Source organism: Streptomyces sp. NPDC043746 (assembly GCF_056436485.1).
Genome location: NZ_JBWKCM010000001.1, coordinates 339,950 through 358,190 on the forward strand (window position 1 = coordinate 339,950; position 18,241 = coordinate 358,190).

An 18,241-nucleotide genomic window follows, 5' to 3' on the forward strand; every position below is an offset into this window, starting at 1 on the left:
CCGGGGCCGCGCACCCGGCCGTGCCGTCGCATTTTTCAGGCGCGAGCATGAGGAGCACCGTTGAGCAGGTTGCGCTGGCTGACCGCAGGCGAGTCCCACGGTCCCGCACTGGTGGCGACGCTGGAGGGCCTTCCCGCCGGCGTCCCGGTGACGACGGAGATGGTCGCCGAGGCGCTCGCCCGGCGACGGCTCGGTTACGGCCGCGGGGCTCGGATGAAGTTCGAACAGGACGAGGTCACCTTCCTCGGCGGCGTACGGCACGGGCTCACCATGGGCTCCCCGGTCGCCGTCATGGTCGGCAACACCGAGTGGCCCAAGTGGGAGCAGGTCATGGCGGCCGACCCGGTCGACCCCGCCGTGCTGGCCGAGTCGGCCCGCAACGCCCCGCTGACCCGGCCCCGCCCCGGCCACGCCGACCTGGCCGGGATGCAGAAGTACGGCTTCGACGAGGCCCGGCCGGTCCTGGAGCGCGCCAGCGCCCGGGAGACCGCCGCCCGCGTCGCCCTCGGGGCCGTCGCCCGCTCCTACCTCAAGGAGACGGCGGGCATCGAGATCGTGAGCCATGTCGTCGAGCTGGCCGCCGCGAAGGCCCCGTACGGGGTCTACCCGGTCCCCGCCGACGTGGCGAAGCTGGACGCCGACCCGGTCCGCTGCCTGGACGCCGACGCCTCCAAGGCGATGGTGGCCGAGATCGACCAGGCCCACAAGGACGGCGACACCCTCGGCGGGGTCGTCGAGGTGCTGGCCTACGGCGTGCCCGTCGGGCTCGGCTCGCACGTCCACTGGGACCGCCGCCTGGACGCCCGGCTCGCCGCCGCGCTCATGGGCATCCAGGCCATCAAGGGCGTCGAGGTCGGGGACGGCTTCGAGCTGGCCCGGGTTCCCGGCTCGAAGGCGCACGACGAGATCGTCGCCACCGAGGACGGCATCAAGCGCACCTCCGGCCGCTCCGGCGGCACCGAGGGCGGGCTCACCACCGGAGAGCTGCTGCGGGTCCGCGCCGCGATGAAGCCCATCGCCACCGTGCCGCGCGCCCTCGCCACCGTGGACGTCGCCACCGGCGAGGCCGCCAAGGCCCACCACCAGCGCTCCGACGTCTGCGCCGTCCCGGCCGCGGGCATCGTCGCGGAGGCGATGGTCGCTCTGGTCCTGGCCGACGCCGTCGCGGAGAAGTTCGGCGGCGACAGCGTGGCCGAGACCCACCGCAACGTCCAGTCGTACCTCGACCACCTCCAGATCCGATGAGCGGCCCCCTGGTCGTCCTCGTCGGCCCCATGGGCGTCGGCAAGTCCACCGTCGGCGAGCTGCTCGCCGCCCGGCTCGGCACCACGTACCGGGACACCGACGCGGACGTCGTCGCCGAGGCGGGCAAGCCGATCGCGGAGATCTTCTACGACGAGGGTGAGGAGCACTTCCGCGTCCTGGAGCACCGGGCGGTCGCCGCGGCCGTCGCCGGGCACGCGGGCGTGCTCGCCCTCGGGGGCGGGGCCGTCCTGGACGGGAGGACCAGGGAGCTGCTGGCCGACCACCCGGTCGTCTACCTCTCCATGGGCGTGGAGGAGGCGGTCCGCCGGGTGGGTCTGGGCGCCGCCCGGCCGCTCCTCGCGGTCAACCCGCGCCGGCAGTGGCGCGAGCTGATGGACGCCCGCCGCCCCCTCTACGAAGAGGTGGCCCGTACGGTCGTCGCCACCGACGAGCGCACCCCCGAAGAGATCGCGCAGGCGATCATCGACGCACTGGAACTGCCGGAGGGCGCAGCCGCCCCCGGCGTGGAGAACACCGGCATGGCACAGCAGGCCCCCACCCGCATCCAGGTCGCAGGCTCGGCGGGCTCCGACCCGTACGAGGTCCTCGTCGGCCACCAGCTCCTCGGTGAGCTGCCGCAGCTCATCGGCGACCGCGCGCAGCGCGTCGCCGTCCTGCATCCCGAGGCGCTCGCCGAGACGGGTGAGGCGGTCCGCCAGGACCTCGCGGGCCAGGGGTACGAGGCCATCGCCATCCAGCTGCCCAACGCGGAGGAGGCCAAGACCGTCGAGGTCGCCGCCTACTGCTGGAAGGCGCTCGGCCAGACCGGCTTCACCCGCACCGACGTCATCGTCGGCATCGGCGGCGGCGCCACCACGGACGTCGCCGGGTTCGTCGCCGCCAGCTGGCTGCGCGGGGTGCGCTGGATCGCGATCCCCACCACCGTGCTCGGCATGGTCGACGCGGCCGTCGGCGGCAAGACCGGCATCAACACCGCCGAGGGCAAGAACCTGGTCGGCGCGTTCCACCCGCCGACCGGCGTCCTCTGCGACCTCGCCGCGCTCGACTCCCTGCCGGTCCACGACTACGTCTCCGGCCTGGCCGAGATCATCAAGGCCGGCTTCATCGCGGACCCGGTCATCCTCGACCTGATCGAGGCCGACCCGGAGGCCGCACGCACGCCCGCCGGACCGCACACCGCCGAGCTGATCGAGCGCTCCATCCGGGTCAAGGCCGAGGTCGTCTCCAGCGACCTCAAGGAGTCCGGCCTCCGCGAGATCCTCAACTACGGCCACACCCTGGGCCACGCCATCGAGAAGAACGAGCGCTACAAGTGGCGCCACGGGGCGGCCGTCTCCATCGGCATGGTCTTCGCCGCCGAGCTGGGCCGGCTCGCCGGACGCCTCGACGACGCCACCGCCGACCGGCACCGCACCATCCTTGAGTCGGTGGGCCTGCCGCTCACCTACCGCGGCGACCAGTGGCCCAAGCTCCTGGAGAACATGAAGGTCGACAAGAAGTCCCGCGGCGACCTGCTGCGCTTCATCGTCCTGGACGCCCTCGGCAAGCCCACCGTCCTGGAGGGCCCCGACCCGGCCGTGCTGCTCGCCGCCTACGGGGAGGTCTCCGCGTGACCCGCAGGGTCTTCGTCCTCAACGGCCCCAACCTGGGCCGCCTGGGCTCCCGCGAACCCGACGTCTACGGGGCCACCTCCTACGCCGGTCTCGTCGACACCTGCACCGCGCTCGGCAAGGAGCTGGGCTTCGACGTCGACGTGCGGGAGACGAACGACGAGGGCGAACTCATCCGCTGGCTCCACGAGGCGGCGGACGGTTCGATCCCGGTCGTCCTCAACCCGGGGGCCTTCACGCACTACTCGTACGGGATGAGGGACGCGGCCGCCCAGCGCACCGCCCCGCTGATCGAGGTGCACATCTCCAACCCGTACGCCCGCGAGGAGTTCCGGCACACCTCGGTGGTCGCCCCGGTCGCCACGGGCACGGTCGCCGGGTTCGGCATCGGCTCCTACCGGCTCGCCCTGCGCGCCCTGGCCGACGAACTGACGGACTGACCGACCGGCGGACCCGGCGCTTTCGGGCACGCTGTACCCTCCCGGGCCGTTCCCCCCGAGACGGCCCGGGAAGGTACGGTAGCCGTTCCAACAGCGCCAGTTGCAGTGACGAGACGGAGTGGCACCGGATGCAGCACGCAGTGGGGGCTCCGCTGCCGCCGCCCCAAGGGCCCGGCATCGGGCCTGCCGGCCGGCCGCACCAGGCCCAGCACCCCGGCCACCCCGGCCCGCCCCCGATACCTCAGCAGCCGCCGGTTGCGGGGCAGGCGCCGCAGGTTCCGGCCCCCGGCCAGGTGGGGCACGCTTCGGCGCCCCCGCCGCCTGCTGCGGGCCAGGCCCCTGCGCCCCCGGCTCACGGCCAGGTCCCGCAGTACGGCTGGAGTGGCACCGGCCCCACCCCGCCGCCCTCCGGTGGTCAGGTCACCGGGCATGTCCAGCTGCCGCCCGGCGGGCCCGTGCCGTTGCCCGCGCCGCCTGCCGAGCCCGGCACCGGCAGTGCCACGCTCGCCGTGCTGCTGATCGGCCCGGCCGGTGCCGGGAAGACCACCGTGGCCCGGCTCTGGGCGGCCCGCCGCCGGGTGCCCACCGCGCACGTCTCCCTGGACGACGTCCGTGAGTGGGTCTGCTCCGGCTTCGCCGACCCGCAGGCGGGCTGGAACGAACACTCCGAGGCCCAGTACCGGCTGGCCCGCCGCACCTGCGGCTTCGCCGCCCGTAACTTCCTCGCCAACGGCATCTCCTGCATCCTCGACGACGCCGTCTTCCCCGACCGCCCGGTCGTCGGACTGGGCGGCTGGAAGCGCCACGTGGGCCCCGGTCTGCTCCCCGTCGTGCTGCTGCCCGGCCTGGAGGTCGTCCTGGAGCGCAACGCCGCCCGCAGCGGCAACCGTCGCCTCTCCGACGAGGAGGTCGCCCGCATCCACGGCCGGATGGCCGGCTGGTACGGCTCCGGACTCCCGATCATCGACAACTCGACGTACGACGTGGAGACCACCGCCCGGGTCCTGGACGACGTGCTGGCCCGCTCCATCGCCTCCCCGCCCGCCTGGTAGCTGCCGGCCGGAGCAGGCGCCCCCCACGCCCGCCCCCCGGTCGGATGCGCCGACCGAGCGGGGAGCCGCCCCCGCTCGTACGCTCGGAGCATGTCTGAGGTGCACGCCGTCCGACGCGGGCTGCTCCGCGACCGGTGCGCCGCCGCGGGGTCCGCGGCCGCGCTGGTCTCCCGCCCCGCCAACGTCCGCTATCTCGCGGGCGGAGCGCCTCCCGGCGCCGTGCTGCTGCTCGGCCCCGGCGAGGACGTGCTGCTCTGCTCCCGCGCCCCGACCGGCGAGTCCGGCCACGGGCGGCCCGACGAGGCGCTCCGGGTCGACGTCCTGCCCGTACCGGACGGGGACCCGGTCGTGGAGGCCGCCGGCCTCGCCGCCGCATCGGGCGCGGACTCGCTCGCCGTGGAGGAGCACGACCTGACCGTGGCCCGGCACCGGGCCATGGGGAAGGCCGCCCCGCGCCTGCTCCTGGCCGATCTGGGCTTCACCGTGGAGCAGCAGCGCATCGTCAAGGACGAGGAGGAGATCGGCTGTCTGCGGATCGCCGCCGAGATCACCGACCAGGCCCTCGGTGAACTCCTCGAATCGATCCTGGTCGGCCGCACCGAACGCCACCTCGCCCTGGAGCTGGAGCGCCGCCTCGTCGACCACGGTGCGGACGGCCCCGCCTTCGCCACCTCCGTCGCCACCGGCCCCAACTCCGGCCAGGGACGCCACCGGCCCTCCGACCGCCGGGTGGAGGAGGGTGATTTCCTCTCCGTCCGCCTCGGCGCGAGCTACCACGGCTACCGCTGCGAGATCGGCCGTACCTTCGTCATCGGCACCGCCCCCGCCGACTGGCAGATCGAGCTGTACGACCTCGTTTTCGCCGCTCAGCGGGGCGGCCGGGAAGCCCTCGCGCCGGGCGCCGCCTACCGCGAGGTGGACCGCGCGGCCCGGCATCCGCTGGAGTCGGCGGGGTACGGGGAGGGCCTCCAGCCGTGGACCGGACACGGTGTGGGGCTCGAAATCGAGGAGGACCCGCAACTGGCACCGACAGCCATGGGTAAACTGGACGCTTGTGTGCCGGTCACCGTCGAACCGGGGGTCCACCTCCCGGGCCGGGGCGGTGTCCGGATCGATGACACGCTCGTCGTGCGCCCCGAGGCGGACGGCGGACCCGAGCTACTCACCATGACGACCAAGGAACTGCTCGCGCTCTAGCGCGCATCCCCGGTCGTTCCACCAGCTTCAGTCCAGGAGATTCCGCAACCGTGGCTTCCACGAACGACCTCAAGAACGGCCTGGTGCTCAAGCTCGACGGAGGCCAGCTCTGGTCCGTCGTCGAGTTCCAGCACGTCAAGCCCGGCAAGGGCCCCGCCTTCGTGCGCACCAAGCTCAAGAACGTGCTCTCCGGCAAGGTCGTCGACAAGACGTTCAACGCCGGCGTGAAGGTCGAGACGGCCACCATCGACCGCCGCGACATGCAGTTCTCGTACATGGACGGCGAGTACTTCGTCTTCATGGACATGGACACCTACGACCAGCTCATGGTCGACCGCAAGGCCGTCGGCGACGCCGCCAACTTCCTGATCGAGGGCTTCACCGCCTCCGTCGCCCAGTACGAGGGCGAGGTGCTCTACGTCGAGCTTCCCGCCGCGGTCGAGCTGACCATCCAGCACACCGACCCGGGCGTCCAGGGCGACCGCTCCACCGGTGGCACCAAGCCCGCCACCCTGGAGACCGGTTACGAGATCGGCGTGCCGCTCTTCATCACCACCGGCGAGAAGATCAAGGTCGACACCCGCACGGGCGACTACCTCGGCCGGGTGAACAGCTAACCGTGGCTGCCCGGAACAAGGCCCGCAAGCGCGCCTTCCAGATCCTCTTCGAGGCCGACCAGCGCGGCGAGTCCGTGCGCAGCGTCCTCGCGGACTGGGTCCGGCACTCGCGGACCGACGACCGCCAGCCGCCGGTCGGCGAATTCACGATGGAGCTGGTCGAGGGGTACGCCGAGTACGCGGACCGGATCGACGACCTCATCGTCACCTATGCCGTGGACTGGGAGATCGACCGCATGCCGGTCGTCGACCGCAACATCATCCGGCTCGGCGCCTACGAGCTGATCTGGATGGACGAGACCCCGGACGCCGTGGTGATCGACGAGGCGGTCCAGCTCGCCAAGGAGTTCTCCACCGACGACTCCCCGTCGTTCGTGAACGGCCTGCTGGCCCGCTTCAAGGACCTCAAGCCGAACCTCCGCCGGGAGCAGTAGCCCGCTCCCGTGCGGGGCAGCTCCGCCACGCGCACGCCACGAAGGGCCCATGGTCAGCCGGCCGTGGGCCCTTCGGCGTATGTCTCTGACCTTCGGCGTACGTTCCGAGGGAGTACGAGCGACGAAAACGCCGGGTCGGCGGGGGCCCGAAGGCTCCCGCCGACCCGGCGGCACGTTTCTGCTGCGGGGCGGCGCCTGCTGCGGACGCCGGTCCCAGGGCCCGGAGGGCTCCGCTCCCGCTGGGCTCAGCTCTCGTCGTGGGAGACCGCGCGACGCGCGTCCGCGTCCAGCACGCCCCAGCTGATCAGCTGCTCCGTGAGTACGGACGGCGACTGGTCGTAGATCACGGCGAGGGTGCGCAGGTCGTCCTGGCGGATCGAGAGCACCTTGCCGTTGTAGTCACCGCGCTGGCTCTGGATGGTCGCCGCGTAGCGCTGCAGCGGACCGGCCTTCTCCGGCGGGACATGGGCGAGGCGCTCCAGGTCCAGGACCAGCTTCGGCGGCGGCTCGGCGGCCCCGCCCGGAGTCGTGCCGGGCAGCAGCTCCTGCACCGGGACCCCGTAGAAATCCGCCAGCTCGGCGAGGCGCTGTACGGTCACGGCACGGTCGCCGCGCTCGTACGAACCGACCACGACGGCCTTCCAGCGACCTTGTGACTTCTCCTCCACGCCGTGGAGGGAGAGGCCCTGCTGGGTGCGGATGGCACGGAGTTTGGCCCCGAGCTGTTTTGCGTATTCGCTGGACATATGGCTCCCCGGACGCTGGAACAGTGTGCGGCTCCGCCGCGTGGCTGGTAACTCACTGTGAGGTTACGCAGCGTTACTTGGCTGCGTCAAGCCGAATGGGCCGGACCCGGTACCTCCAGGGCCGGGGTCAGAGCCTGACGCAAGCCCTGATACCGTGGATGACGTAATTTCGACGTCCTTTAAGGTCCGTCCCGTGAGGCGGAGAAGGAGGTCCGTTTCTTATGGACGCACAGCACGACGACACCGGCAACGCGGCACGCCCCGTTCTCGAGGCCCCTGACATCGCCCGTGTTCTGACCCGTATCGCCCACGAGATCGTCGAACGCGCCAAGGGCGCCGACGACGTGGTGCTGCTCGGCATCCCGACGCGGGGCGTCTTCCTCGCCCGCCGGCTCGCCGACAAACTCCAAGAGATCACCGGCCGGAAGATGCCGGTCGGCTCCCTCGACATCACCATGTACCGCGACGACCTGCGGCTGCGCCCCGCCCGGGCCCTGGCCCGTACCGACATCCCCGGCGAGGGGATCGAGGGGAAGCTGGTCGTCCTCGTCGACGACGTGCTCTTCTCCGGCCGCACGATCCGCGCCGCGCTCGACGCGCTCGGCGACATCGGCCGCCCGCGCGCCGTACAGCTCGCGGTCCTCGTCGACCGCGGTCACCGCGAACTCCCGATCCGCGCCGACTACGTCGGCAAGAACCTCCCCACGTCGCTGCGGGAGACGGTCAAGGTCCAGCTCGCCGAGGAGGACGGCCGGGACGCCGTGCTGCTCGGTGTCCAGCAGGCCGCGCCCGCGGACGAGCAGTAGCCCCGAAGCCCTACGACCCGCCGTACGCCCTTCCGGGGGACGTACGGGCCGCTCCTGCGCGCCCGCATGCCTTCAACCCTCCTCCAGCCACCGGAGAACCCCAGATGAAGCGCCACCTCATCTCGGCCGCCGACCTCACCCGCGACGACGCCGTCCTGATCCTCGACACCGCCGAGGAGATGGCCCGGGTCGCGGACCGGCCGATCAAGAAGCTCCCGACCCTGCGCGGCCGTACTGTCGTCAACCTCTTCTTCGAGGACTCGACCCGGACCCGCATCTCCTTCGAGGCCGCCGCCAAGCGGCTCTCCGCCGACGTCATCAACTTCTCCGCCAAGGGCTCCTCCGTCTCCAAGGGCGAGTCCCTGAAGGACACCGCGCTGACCCTGGAGGCGATGGGCGCCGACGCCGTCGTCATCCGACACGGCTCCTCCGGCGCCCCCTACCGGCTCGCCACCTCCGGCTGGATCGACGGGGCGGTGGTCAACGCCGGCGACGGCACCCACGAGCACCCCACCCAGGCCCTGCTGGACGCCTTCACCATGCGTCGGCGCCTCGTCGGCGCCGACACCGGTCTCGGCCGGGACCTGGAAGGCCGCCGCATCACGATCGTCGGCGACATCCTGCACAGCCGAGTCGCCCGCTCCAACGTCCACCTGCTCACCACCCTGGGCGCGCACGTCACCCTGGTGGCCCCGCCCACCCTGGTGCCGGTCGGCGTCGAGCAGTGGCCCTGCGACGTCAGCTACAGCCTCGACGACGTGCTGGCGAAGTCCGATGCGGTGATGATGCTGCGTGTGCAGCGCGAACGGATGAACGCCGCCTACTTCCCGACCGAGCGCGAGTACTCCCGCCGCTACGGCCTGGACGGCCTGCGCATGGCCAGGATGCCCGAGCACGCCATCGTCATGCACCCCGGCCCGATGGTCCGGGGCATGGAGATCACCGCCGAGGTGGCCGACTCCGACCGCTGCACGGTCGTCGAGCAGGTCGCCAACGGCGTCTCCATCCGGATGGCCGTCCTCTACCTGCTGCTCGGCGGCTCCGACACCGCCCTGTCCGCTCCCGCCCGCCCCGAAGGCTCTGCCCGTACCGAGAGCCCCGCCCGTACCGAGGCCCCCGCCCGTACCGAGGAGACCAAGTAACCATGAGCAAGATCCTTATCCGCGGTGCGCGCCTCCTCGGCGGTGAGCCGCAGGACGTGCTGATCGACGGCGAGACCGTCGCCGAGGTCGGCACCGGCATCGAGGCACCGGACGGCGCCACCGTCATCGAGGCGGTCGGCCAGATCCTGCTGCCGGGCCTCGTCGACCTCCACACCCACCTGCGCGAGCCCGGCCGCGAGGACTCCGAGACCGTCCTCACCGGCACCAAGGCCGCGGCGGCCGGTGGCTTCACCGCCGTCCACGCCATGGCCAACACCTTCCCCGTGGCCGACACCGCCGGTGTCGTCGAGCAGGTCTGGCGCCTGGGCAAGGAGTCCGGCTACTGCGACGTCCAGCCCGTCGGCGCCGTCACCGTCGGCCTAGAGGGCAAGAAGCTCGCGGAACTCGGCGCGATGCACGACTCGGCCGCAGGGGTGAAGGTCTTCTCCGACGACGGCAAGTGCGTCGACGACGCGGTGATCATGCGCCGCGCCCTGGAGTACGTGAAGGCCTTCGACGGCGTCGTCGCCCAGCACGCCCAGGAGCCCCGCCTCACCGAGGGCGCCCAGATGAACGAGGGCGTCGTCTCCGCCGAACTCGGCCTCGGCGGCTGGCCCGCCGTCGCGGAGGAGTCGATCATCGCGCGCGATGTCCTCCTCGCCGCCCACGTCGGCTCCCGCGTCCACATCTGCCACCTCTCCACCGCCGGTTCGGTGGAGATCGTCCGCTGGGCCAAGTCCAAGGGCTGGAACGTCACCGCCGAGGTCACCCCGCACCACCTCCTCCTCACCGACGAGCTGGTCCGCACCTACAACCCCGTCTACAAGGTGAACCCGCCGCTGCGTACGGAAGCCGACGTCATGGCCCTGCGCGAGGCCCTCGCGGACGGCACCATCGACTGCGTAGCCACCGACCACGCCCCGCACCCGCACGAGGACAAGGACTGCGAGTGGGCGGCCGCCGCCATGGGCATGGTGGGCCTGGAGACCGCGCTCTCCGTCGTCCAGCAGACGATGGTGGACACCGGTCTGCTCGACTGGGCGGGCGTCGCGGACCGCATGTCGTTCCGCCCCGCGGCCATCGGCCGTCTCGAAGGACACGGCCGTCCCGTCTCGGCGGGTGAGCCCGCCAACCTCACCCTGGTCGATCCGGCATACCGTGGAGCCGTGGACCCCGCGGGCTTCGCGTCCCGCAGCCGCAACACCCCCTACGAGGGGCGCAAGCTGCCGGGCCGCGTCACCCACACCTTCCTGCGGGGCCGTGCCACGGTCGTCGACGGGAAGCTCGCGTGACAACACTGACCCCCCTGTACCTCCTGGCCGCCGAGCAGAAGTCGGCGGAAGTGACGGACTGGTCCGCCCGCATCGCCTGGGTGATCGGCCTGCTGATCTTCATCGCCCTGGTCTACTGGCTGATGCGCGAGGGCTGGAAATGGCGCGGACGGCTCCAGTCCGACCTGCCCGAGCCGGCCACCACGCCCGAGGGCTTCGCCGATGACGAGACCCTGCTGACGCTGGAGGGGCGCTACCACGCCTCCACCACCGCCGGGCAGTGGCTCGACCGGATCGTCGCGCACGGCCTCGGCACCCGCAGCCGTGCCGAGCTGACGCTGACCGCCCGCGGCCTGGACGTCGTACGCCCCGGCGCGAACGACTTCTTCATCCCGGCCGAGTCCCTGCGCGAGGCCCGCCTGGACAAGGCGCTCGCCGGCAAGGTCCTCCCCGAGGGCGGCCTGCTGATCATTACCTGGGCGCATGGCGAGACCCTGATCGACTCCGGCTTCCGCTCCGACCACGCCGCCGAGCACCAGGCCTGGGTCGACGCCGTCAACCACCTCACCAGCACCACTACGGAAGGCACCGCACGATGACGATCTCCACCCGGGGGGACCGGACCCCCGCCGTACTCGTCCTGGAGGACGGCCGCGCCTTCCGTGGCCGTGCTTACGGGGCCGTGGGGGAGACCTTCGGTGAAGCGGTGTTCTCGACGGGGATGACGGGTTACCAGGAGACGCTGACTGACCCCTCGTACCACCGGCAGGTGGTCGTCATGACGGCCCCGCATGTCGGCAACACCGGTGTGAATGATGAGGATCCTGAGTCGGGTCGTATCTGGGTCTCCGGTTACGTCGTGCGTGATCCCGCCCGCAAGCCCTCCAACTGGCGCTCCCAGCGGTCGTTGGATGAGGAGCTGGCGGCGCAGGGTGTGGTCGGGATCAGTGGTGTGGACACCCGTGCCCTGACGCGTCACCTGCGGGAGCGGGGTGCGATGCGGGTGGGGATCTTCTCCGGTAACGCGATCCCGGATGAGGGCACCTTGCTCGCCAAGGTCCGTCAGGCCCCTGAGATGACCGGCGCCGATCTCTCTGCCGAGGTGGCGACGGAGGAGGCGTACGTCGTTCCTGCGATCGGGGCGAAGAGGTTCACCGTTGCCGCGATCGACCTCGGTATCAAGGGGATGACGCCGCACCGGATGGCCGAGCGCGGCATCGAGGTGCACGTGCTGCCCGCCACGGCCACCTTGGAGGAGGTGTACGCGGTGAAGCCGGATGGGGTGTTCTTCTCCAACGGTCCCGGTGACCCGTCCACCGCCGACCACCCCGTCGCTCTGATGCGTGGCGTGCTGGAGCGCTCCACCCCGCTCTTCGGTATCTGCTTTGGCAATCAGATCCTCGGCCGGGCGCTCGGCTTCGGCACCTACAAGTTGAAGTACGGCCACCGTGGCATCAATCAGCCGGTGCAGGACCGTACGACGGGCAAGGTCGAGGTCACCGCCCATAACCACGGCTTCGCCGTCGATGCACCGCTGGACCGGGTGTCCGACACGGAGTTCGGCCGTGCCGAGGTCTCCCACGTGTGTCTGAACGACCAGGTGGTCGAGGGCCTGCACCTGTTGGACCGCCCCGCGTTCAGTGTCCAGTACCACCCCGAGGCCGCTGCCGGCCCGCACGATGCCGCCTACCTGTTCGACCGTTTCGTTTCTCTGATGGAGGGCCAGCGTGCCTAAGCGCTCCGATATCCAGTCCGTCCTGGTCATCGGCTCGGGTCCGATCGTCATCGGCCAGGCCGCCGAGTTCGACTACTCCGGCACCCAGGCCTGCCGCGTCCTCAAGGCCGAGGGCCTGCGGGTCATCCTGGTCAACTCCAACCCGGCCACGATCATGACCGACCCCGAGATCGCCGACGCCACCTACGTCGAGCCGATCACCCCGGAGTTCGTCGAGAAGATCATCGCGAAGGAGCGCCCCGACGCGCTCCTGCCCACCCTGGGCGGCCAGACCGCCCTGAACACGGCGATCTCGATGCATGAGCAGGGGGTGCTGGAGAAGTACGGTGTCGAGCTCATCGGCGCGAACGTCGAGGCGATCAACAAGGGCGAGGACCGCGACCTGTTCAAGGGCGTCGTCGAGGCGGTGAAGGCGAAGATCGGCTACGGCGAGTCCGCCCGCTCGGTGATCTGCCACTCCATGGACGACGTCCTGGCCGGGGTGGACACCCTCGGCGGCTACCCCGTCGTCGTCCGCCCCTCCTTCACCATGGGCGGCGCCGGCTCCGGCTTCGCCCACGACGAGGAGGAACTGCGCCGGATCGCCGGCCAGGGCCTCACCCTGTCTCCGACGACCGAGGTGTTGTTGGAGGAGTCGATTCTGGGGTGGAAGGAGTACGAGCTGGAGCTGATGCGCGACAAGAACGACAACGTCGTGGTCGTCTGTTCCATCGAGAACTTCGACCCGATGGGTGTCCACACCGGTGACTCGATCACTGTCGCCCCGGCGATGACGCTGACCGACCGGGAGTACCAGCGGCTGCGGGATGTGGGTATCGCGATCATCCGTGAGGTCGGTGTCGATACCGGTGGGTGCAACATCCAGTTCGCCATCGACCCCACCGACGGCCGGGTCATCGTCATCGAGATGAACCCGCGTGTCTCCCGCTCCTCGGCTCTGGCGTCGAAGGCGACGGGTTTCCCGATCGCCAAGATCGCCGCGAAGCTCGCGGTGGGTTACACCCTGGACGAGATCCCCAACGACATCACCGAGAAGACCCCGGCCTCCTTCGAGCCGACCCTCGACTACGTCGTCGTCAAGGCCCCGCGCTTCGCGTTCGAGAAGTTCCCCTCCGCCGATGCCACCCTCACCACCACCATGAAGTCGGTGGGCGAGGCCATGGCGATCGGCCGGAACTTCACCGAGGCCCTGCAGAAGGCGTTGCGCTCTTTGGAGAAGAAGGGTTCGCAGTTCGCCTTCACCGGCGAGCCGGGTGACAAGGCCGAGCTGCTCGCCGAAGCGGTCCGCCCCACCGACGGCCGTATCAACACGGTCATGCAGGCGATCCGTGCCGGAGCCTCCCAGGAGGAGGTCTTCGAGGCGACGAAGATCGACCCCTGGTTCGTCGACCAGCTCTTCCTGATCAAGGAGATCGCCGACGAGCTGGCCACTGCGGAGCGCTTGGACGCTGAGCTGCTGGCCGAGGCGAAGCGGCACGGGTTCTCCGACGCGCAGATCGGGGAGATCCGCGGGCTGCGTGAGGATGTGGTCCGCGAGGTCCGCCACGCGCTCGGTATCCGCCCGGTCTACAAGACGGTCGACACCTGCGCCGCGGAGTTCGCCGCGAAGACCCCGTACTTCTACTCCTCCTACGACGAGGAGACCGAAGTCGCCCCCCGCACCAAGCCCGCGGTGATCATCCTCGGATCGGGGCCCAACCGCATTGGGCAGGGGATCGAGTTCGACTACTCCTGTGTTCATGCCTCCTTCGCCCTGTCGGACGCCGGGTTCGAGACCGTGATGGTCAACTGCAACCCCGAGACCGTCTCCACGGACTACGACACCTCCGACCGGCTCTACTTCGAGCCGCTCACCCTGGAGGACGTCCTGGAGATCGTCCACGCCGAATCCCTCGCCGGCCCCATCGCGGGTGTCATCGTCCAGCTCGGTGGCCAGACACCGCTGGGGTTGTCGCAGGCGTTGAAGGACAACGGGGTGCCCGTCGTGGGCACCTCCCCCGAAGCGATCCACGCCGCCGAGGACCGCGGCGCCTTCGGCCGCGTCCTGGCCGAGGCCGGGCTGCCCGCCCCGAAGCACGGGACGGCCACCACCTTCGCCGCCGCCAAGGCCATCGCCGACGAGATCGGCTACCCCGTCCTCGTCCGCCCGTCCTACGTCCTCGGCGGGCGCGGCATGGAGATCGTGTACGACGAGGCGCGCCTGGAGTCCTACATTGCCGAGTCCACGGAGATCAGCCCCACTCGGCCGGTCCTGGTGGACCGGTTCCTCGACGACGCCATCGAGATCGACGTGGACGCCCTCTACGACGGGACCGAGCTCTACCTCGGCGGCGTCATGGAGCACATCGAGGAGGCCGGCATCCACTCCGGCGACTCGGCCTGCGCCCTGCCCCCGATCACGCTCGGCGGCTTCGACATCAAGCGGCTGCGCGCCTCCACCGAGGCCATCGCCAAGGGCGTCGGCGTCCTCGGACTGATCAACATCCAGTTCGCGCTCTCCGGCGACATCCTCTACGTCCTGGAGGCCAACCCCCGCGCCTCCCGCACGGTCCCCTTCACCTCGAAGGCGACCGCCGTCCCGCTCGCCAAGGCGGCCGCCCGCATCTCCCTCGGGGCCACCATCACGGAACTCCGCGCCGAAGGGCTCCTGCCCAAGACCGGCGACGGCGGCACCCTGCCCCTCGATGCGCCGATCTCCGTCAAGGAGGCCGTGATGCCCTGGTCGCGGTTCCGTGACATCCACGGCCGCGGCGTCGACACGGTCCTCGGCCCGGAGATGCGCTCCACGGGTGAGGTCATGGGTATCGACTCGGTCTTCGGCACCGCCTACGCCAAGTCCCAGGCAGGCGCCTACGGCCCCCTGCCCACCAGTGGGCGGGCGTTCATCTCGGTGGCCAACCGGGACAAGCGCTCGATGATCTTCCCCGCCCGGGAGCTGGTGGCGCACGGCTTCGAGCTGATGGCCACCTCCGGGACCGCTGAGGTGCTGAAGCGCAACGGGATCAACGCCACGATCGTGCGCAAGCAGTCCGAGGGGCCGGGGCCCAACGGTGAGAAGACGATCGTCCAGCTCATCCACGACGGGCAGGTCGATCTCATCGTCAACACCCCCTACGGCACCGGCGGCCGCCTCGACGGCTACGAGATCCGCACCGCCGCCGTCTCCCGCTCCGTGCCCTGCCTGACCACCGTCCAGGCGCTCGCCGCGGCGGTTCAGGGCATCGACGCCCTCAACCACGGCGACGTCGGCGTCCGCTCACTCCAAGAACACGCCGAGCAGCTGACAGCGGCCCGCGACTAGCAGCCCAGCAGGGGGACACCGGAAACGGTGTCCCCCTCTCTGTGAGGACATCTCCCCATGTACAAGTTCTTCTTCCGGCTGGTCTTCAAGCGGATGGATCCCGAGAAGGCCCACTACACCGCCTTCCGCTGGATCCGCCTCGTCGCCCGCGTCCCCGTCCTGCGTACCTTCGTCGCCGCCGCTCTCGCGCCCCGCTACAAGGAGCTGCGCACCGAGGCGCTCGGCCTGCGGATGCACGGTCCCTTCGGGCTGGCCGCCGGCTTCGACAAGAACGCGGTCGCGATCGACGGCATGGCGATGCTCGGCTTCGACCACGTCGAGATCGGTACCGTCACCGGTGAGCCGCAGCCCGGCAACCCCAAGCAGCGCCTCTTCCGGCTCGTCGCGGACCGGGCGCTGATCAACCGCATGGGCTTCAACAACGAGGGCTCGGCCGCCGTCGCCGCCCGGCTCGCGTCCCGTAACCCGGTCTTCCGCACCACGGTCGGCGTCAACATCGGCAAGACCAAGGTCGTGCCGGAGGACGAGGCCGCCGCCGACTACGTGAAGTCGACCGAGCGGCTGGCCGCCCACGCCGACTACCTCGTCGTCAACGTCTCCTCGCCCAACACCCCGGGTCTTCGCAACCTCCAGGCCACCGAGTCCCTGCGCCCCCTGCTCACCGCCGTACGGGAGGCCGCCGACCGCACCGTCACCGGGCGTCGCGTACCGCTGCTCGTCAAGATCGCCCCGGACCTCGCGGACGAGGACGTGGACGCGGTCGCGGACCTCGCCGTGGAGCTGGGGCTCGACGGGATCATCGCGACCAACACCACCATCGCCCGCGAGGGGCTCGGGCTGAAGTCCGCCCCGGAGCTGGTGGGCGAGACCGGTGGGCTCTCCGGGGCGCCCCTCAAGGAGCGCTCCCTGGAGGTCCTGAGCCGCCTGTACGCCCGTGTGGGGGACCGGATCACCCTGGTGGGGGTCGGGGGCGTCGAGAGCGCCGAGGACGCCTGGCAGCGCATCCTGGCCGGTGCCACCCTCGTGCAGGGCTACAGCGCCTTCATCTACGAGGGCCCCTTCTACGCCCGGGCCGTTCACAAGGGCCTCGCCGCCCGGCTCGCCGCGTCCCCGTACGCCACCCTCGCCGAGGCCGTCGGCGCCGATACCCGGAAGAAGGCCGCCCTGTGACCCCCGAACCCTTCGGCGCCCGGCTGCGCCTCGCCATGGACACCCGCGGACCGCTCTGCGTCGGTATCGACCCGCACGCCTCGCTGCTCACCTCCTGGGGGCTGAACGACGACGTCGCGGGCCTTGAGCGCTTCACCCGGACCGTCGTGGAGGCGCTGGCCGACCGGGTCGCCGTCCTGAAGCCGCAGTCGGCGTTCTTCGAACGGTTCGGCTCGCGTGGCATCGCCGTACTGGAGAAGGCCGTCGCCGAGGCACGGTCCGCCGGGGCGCTGGTCCTGATGGACGCCAAGCGCGGCGACATCGGCTCCACCATGGGGGCCTACGCGGCGACCTACCTGGACCAGGACTCCCCGCTCTTCTCCGACGCCGTCACGGTCTCCCCGTACCTCGGGTTCGGTTCACTGCGCCCGGCGCTGGACGCGGCCGCCGCCTGCGGTGCGGGCGTCTTCGTCCTCGCGCTCACCTCCAACCCGGAGGGCGCCGAGGTCCAGCGGGCCACGGCCGCCGACGGCCGCTCGCTGGCGCAGCTGATGCTCGACCACATGGCGGCGGAGAACGCGGGCGCGGCCCCGATGGGCTCGGTCGGCGCGGTGGTCGGGGCGACGCTCGGGGACGCGGGGGTGGACCTGGCGATCAACGGACCGCTCCTCGCCCCCGGCATCGGCGCCCAGGGGGCGACCCCGGCGGACCTTCCGGGGGTCTTCGGGGCGGCGGTCGGCAACGTGGTGCCGAGCGTGAGCAGGGGGGTGCTGCGCCGCGGTCCGGACGCGTCAGGGCTGCGCGAAGCCGCCGCGCGGTTCGCGGACGAGGTCCGCGGAGCCGTCTCCGGCAGTTGACCCTGGCATGTTTACGGGCTGTTGACGAGTTACTGACCGGAAACCCGGTGGTTATGCGGTAAATGTCCTGGTCGGCCAAGGCTGACCAGGACTTTTCGTCTGTTCTCGCTGACTACGGCGGCCCTGGCCGCTAGTCTCCGTCGAGAGCGACCGAGCACAGTGTGTTCGTCGCTCACCTGGTGGAGGGCGTCCAGCTTCCCCACCGGTCCGTATCCGACAGATCGACATCCGAGGTGACGTAGGCGTGGCTCTTCCGCCCCTTACCCCTGAACAGCGCGCAGCCGCGCTCGAAAAGGCCGCCGCGGCTCGCCGGGAGCGGGCCGAGGTCAAGAATCGACTCAAGCACTCCGGCGCCTCCCTCCACGAGGTCATCAAGCAGGGCCAGGAGAACGACGTCATCGGGAAGATGAAGGTCTCCGCCCTGCTGGAGTCCCTGCCCGGCGTCGGCAAGGTCCGCGCCAAGCAGATCATGGAGCGTCTCGGCATCTCCGAGAGCCGCCGGGTACGGGGGCTCGGCTCCAACCAGATCGCGTCCCTGGAGCGCGAGTTCGGAGGCAGCGCCGCCTGACGTTCCGGCCGCCGTTCCGCCCGGCGTTCTCAGGCACCCCTGAGAACCTG

17 protein-coding genes are annotated in these 18,241 nt (G+C 71.0%); 16 read left to right on the forward strand and 1 reads right to left on the reverse strand.

Features of this window, described 5'->3' with window-relative positions; all coding sequences use genetic code 11:
- The first annotated feature begins 60 nt into the window (after window positions 1–60).
- From aroC to nusB, 7 genes are all read left to right on the forward strand, one after another.
- Window positions 61–1,245: a chorismate synthase gene (gene aroC, locus AC0682_RS01635; RefSeq protein WP_093756313.1), complete on the forward strand. Its 1,185-nt coding sequence runs from the start codon at window positions 61–63 to the stop codon at window positions 1,243–1,245.
- The gene (gene aroB, locus AC0682_RS01640; protein ID WP_478530442.1) at window positions 1,242–2,879 is read left to right on the forward strand and encodes a 3-dehydroquinate synthase; all 1,638 of its coding nucleotides are present in this window, start codon (window positions 1,242–1,244) and stop codon (window positions 2,877–2,879) included. The genes aroC and aroB overlap by 4 nt, the downstream gene beginning before the upstream one ends.
- Window positions 2,876–3,316 carry a type II 3-dehydroquinate dehydratase gene (gene aroQ, locus AC0682_RS01645; RefSeq protein WP_356754284.1) on the forward strand — a complete coding sequence of 147 codons (441 nt, stop codon included), beginning with the start codon at window positions 2,876–2,878 and terminating at the stop codon, window positions 3,314–3,316. Before aroB ends, aroQ begins: the two co-directional genes overlap by 4 nt.
- Window positions 3,317–3,444: 128 nt before the next feature.
- Window positions 3,445–4,368, forward strand: a complete 924-nt coding sequence (locus tag AC0682_RS01650) for a Pro-rich N-terminal domain-containing protein (RefSeq protein ID WP_478530443.1) — start codon at window positions 3,445–3,447, stop codon at window positions 4,366–4,368.
- 90 nt (window positions 4,369–4,458) lie between these two features.
- The gene (locus AC0682_RS01655; RefSeq protein WP_478530444.1) at window positions 4,459–5,565 is read left to right on the forward strand and encodes a M24 family metallopeptidase; all 1,107 of its coding nucleotides are present in this window, start codon (window positions 4,459–4,461) and stop codon (window positions 5,563–5,565) included.
- A 50-nt stretch (window positions 5,566–5,615) separates the two neighbouring features.
- Window positions 5,616–6,182: an elongation factor P gene (gene efp, locus AC0682_RS01660; RefSeq protein ID WP_018490319.1), complete on the forward strand. Its 567-nt coding sequence runs from the start codon at window positions 5,616–5,618 to the stop codon at window positions 6,180–6,182.
- A gap of 2 nt (window positions 6,183–6,184) precedes the next feature.
- Window positions 6,185–6,616: a transcription antitermination factor NusB gene (gene nusB, locus AC0682_RS01665; RefSeq protein ID WP_019764385.1), complete on the forward strand. Its 432-nt coding sequence runs from the start codon at window positions 6,185–6,187 to the stop codon at window positions 6,614–6,616.
- A gap of 245 nt (window positions 6,617–6,861) precedes the next feature.
- Here the strand turns inward: nusB and bldD are convergent, their stop codons facing one another.
- Window positions 6,862–7,362 (reverse strand): transcriptional regulator BldD, encoded by a 501-nt coding sequence (gene bldD, locus AC0682_RS01670; protein ID WP_006123181.1) that lies wholly within the window; start codon window positions 7,360–7,362, stop codon window positions 6,862–6,864.
- 221 nt (window positions 7,363–7,583) lie between these two features.
- Here bldD and pyrR point away from each other — a divergent pair, with 221 nt between their 5' ends.
- The 9 genes from pyrR to AC0682_RS01715 all read left to right on the forward strand — a co-directional run bounded on the left by pyrR (window position 7,584) and on the right by AC0682_RS01715 (window position 18,191).
- The gene (gene pyrR, locus AC0682_RS01675; protein WP_478530445.1) at window positions 7,584–8,168 is read left to right on the forward strand and encodes a bifunctional pyr operon transcriptional regulator/uracil phosphoribosyltransferase PyrR; all 585 of its coding nucleotides are present in this window, start codon (window positions 7,584–7,586) and stop codon (window positions 8,166–8,168) included.
- A 104-nt stretch (window positions 8,169–8,272) separates the two neighbouring features.
- Window positions 8,273–9,310, forward strand: coding sequence for an aspartate carbamoyltransferase catalytic subunit (locus AC0682_RS01680; protein ID WP_478530446.1), 1,038 nt, complete (start codon window positions 8,273–8,275; stop codon window positions 9,308–9,310).
- Window positions 9,311–9,312: 2 nt separating this feature from the next.
- On the forward strand, window positions 9,313–10,602 hold the full coding sequence (locus tag AC0682_RS01685) for a dihydroorotase (RefSeq protein ID WP_478530447.1): 1,290 nt from the start codon (window positions 9,313–9,315) through the stop codon (window positions 10,600–10,602).
- Window positions 10,599–11,180: a PH-like domain-containing protein gene (locus tag AC0682_RS01690; RefSeq protein WP_478530448.1), complete on the forward strand. Its 582-nt coding sequence runs from the start codon at window positions 10,599–10,601 to the stop codon at window positions 11,178–11,180. The genes AC0682_RS01685 and AC0682_RS01690 overlap by 4 nt, the downstream gene beginning before the upstream one ends.
- A complete protein-coding gene (gene carA / locus AC0682_RS01695) occupies window positions 11,177–12,316 on the forward strand; it encodes a glutamine-hydrolyzing carbamoyl-phosphate synthase small subunit (protein WP_478530449.1) in 1,140 nt (379 codons plus the stop codon). The genes AC0682_RS01690 and carA overlap by 4 nt, the downstream gene beginning before the upstream one ends.
- Window positions 12,309–15,617, forward strand: coding sequence for a carbamoyl-phosphate synthase large subunit (carB, locus tag AC0682_RS01700; RefSeq protein WP_478530450.1), 3,309 nt, complete (start codon window positions 12,309–12,311; stop codon window positions 15,615–15,617). Before carA ends, carB begins: the two co-directional genes overlap by 8 nt.
- Window positions 15,618–15,674: 57 nt before the next feature.
- Complete coding sequence (locus AC0682_RS01705) at window positions 15,675–16,787, forward strand: quinone-dependent dihydroorotate dehydrogenase (protein WP_478530451.1); 1,113 nt, start codon at window positions 15,675–15,677, stop codon at window positions 16,785–16,787.
- Entirely contained in the window at window positions 16,784–17,623 is an 840-nt protein-coding gene (pyrF, locus tag AC0682_RS01710) for an orotidine-5'-phosphate decarboxylase (protein WP_478530452.1), read from the forward strand. The genes AC0682_RS01705 and pyrF overlap by 4 nt, the downstream gene beginning before the upstream one ends.
- Window positions 17,624–17,867: 244 nt before the next feature.
- Window positions 17,868–18,191 (forward strand): integration host factor, encoded by a 324-nt coding sequence (locus AC0682_RS01715; protein WP_014157387.1) that lies wholly within the window; start codon window positions 17,868–17,870, stop codon window positions 18,189–18,191.
- Window positions 18,192–18,241: the final 50 nt, after the last annotated feature.

What these genes read in the sequence shown, in the direction of transcription:
- AC0682_RS01650 (WP_478530443.1), top strand. Translation starts at nt 3,445, where the DNA reads ATGCAGCACGCAGTGGGGGCTCCGCTGCCGCCGCCCCAAGGGCCCGGC.
- aroB (WP_478530442.1), top strand. Translation starts at nt 1,242, where the DNA reads ATGAGCGGCCCCCTGGTCGTCCTCGTCGGCCCCATGGGCGTCGGCAAG.
- AC0682_RS01685 (WP_478530447.1), top strand. Translation starts at nt 9,313, where the DNA reads ATGAGCAAGATCCTTATCCGCGGTGCGCGCCTCCTCGGCGGTGAGCCG.
- AC0682_RS01655 (WP_478530444.1), top strand. Translation starts at nt 4,459, where the DNA reads ATGTCTGAGGTGCACGCCGTCCGACGCGGGCTGCTCCGCGACCGGTGC.
- AC0682_RS01705 (WP_478530451.1), top strand. Translation starts at nt 15,675, where the DNA reads ATGTACAAGTTCTTCTTCCGGCTGGTCTTCAAGCGGATGGATCCCGAG.
- bldD (WP_006123181.1), bottom strand. Translation starts at nt 7,362, where the DNA reads ATGTCCAGCGAATACGCAAAACAGCTCGGGGCCAAACTCCGTGCCATC.
- pyrR (WP_478530445.1), top strand. Translation starts at nt 7,584, where the DNA reads ATGGACGCACAGCACGACGACACCGGCAACGCGGCACGCCCCGTTCTC.
- AC0682_RS01680 (WP_478530446.1), top strand. Translation starts at nt 8,273, where the DNA reads ATGAAGCGCCACCTCATCTCGGCCGCCGACCTCACCCGCGACGACGCC.
- carA (WP_478530449.1), top strand. Translation starts at nt 11,177, where the DNA reads ATGACGATCTCCACCCGGGGGGACCGGACCCCCGCCGTACTCGTCCTG.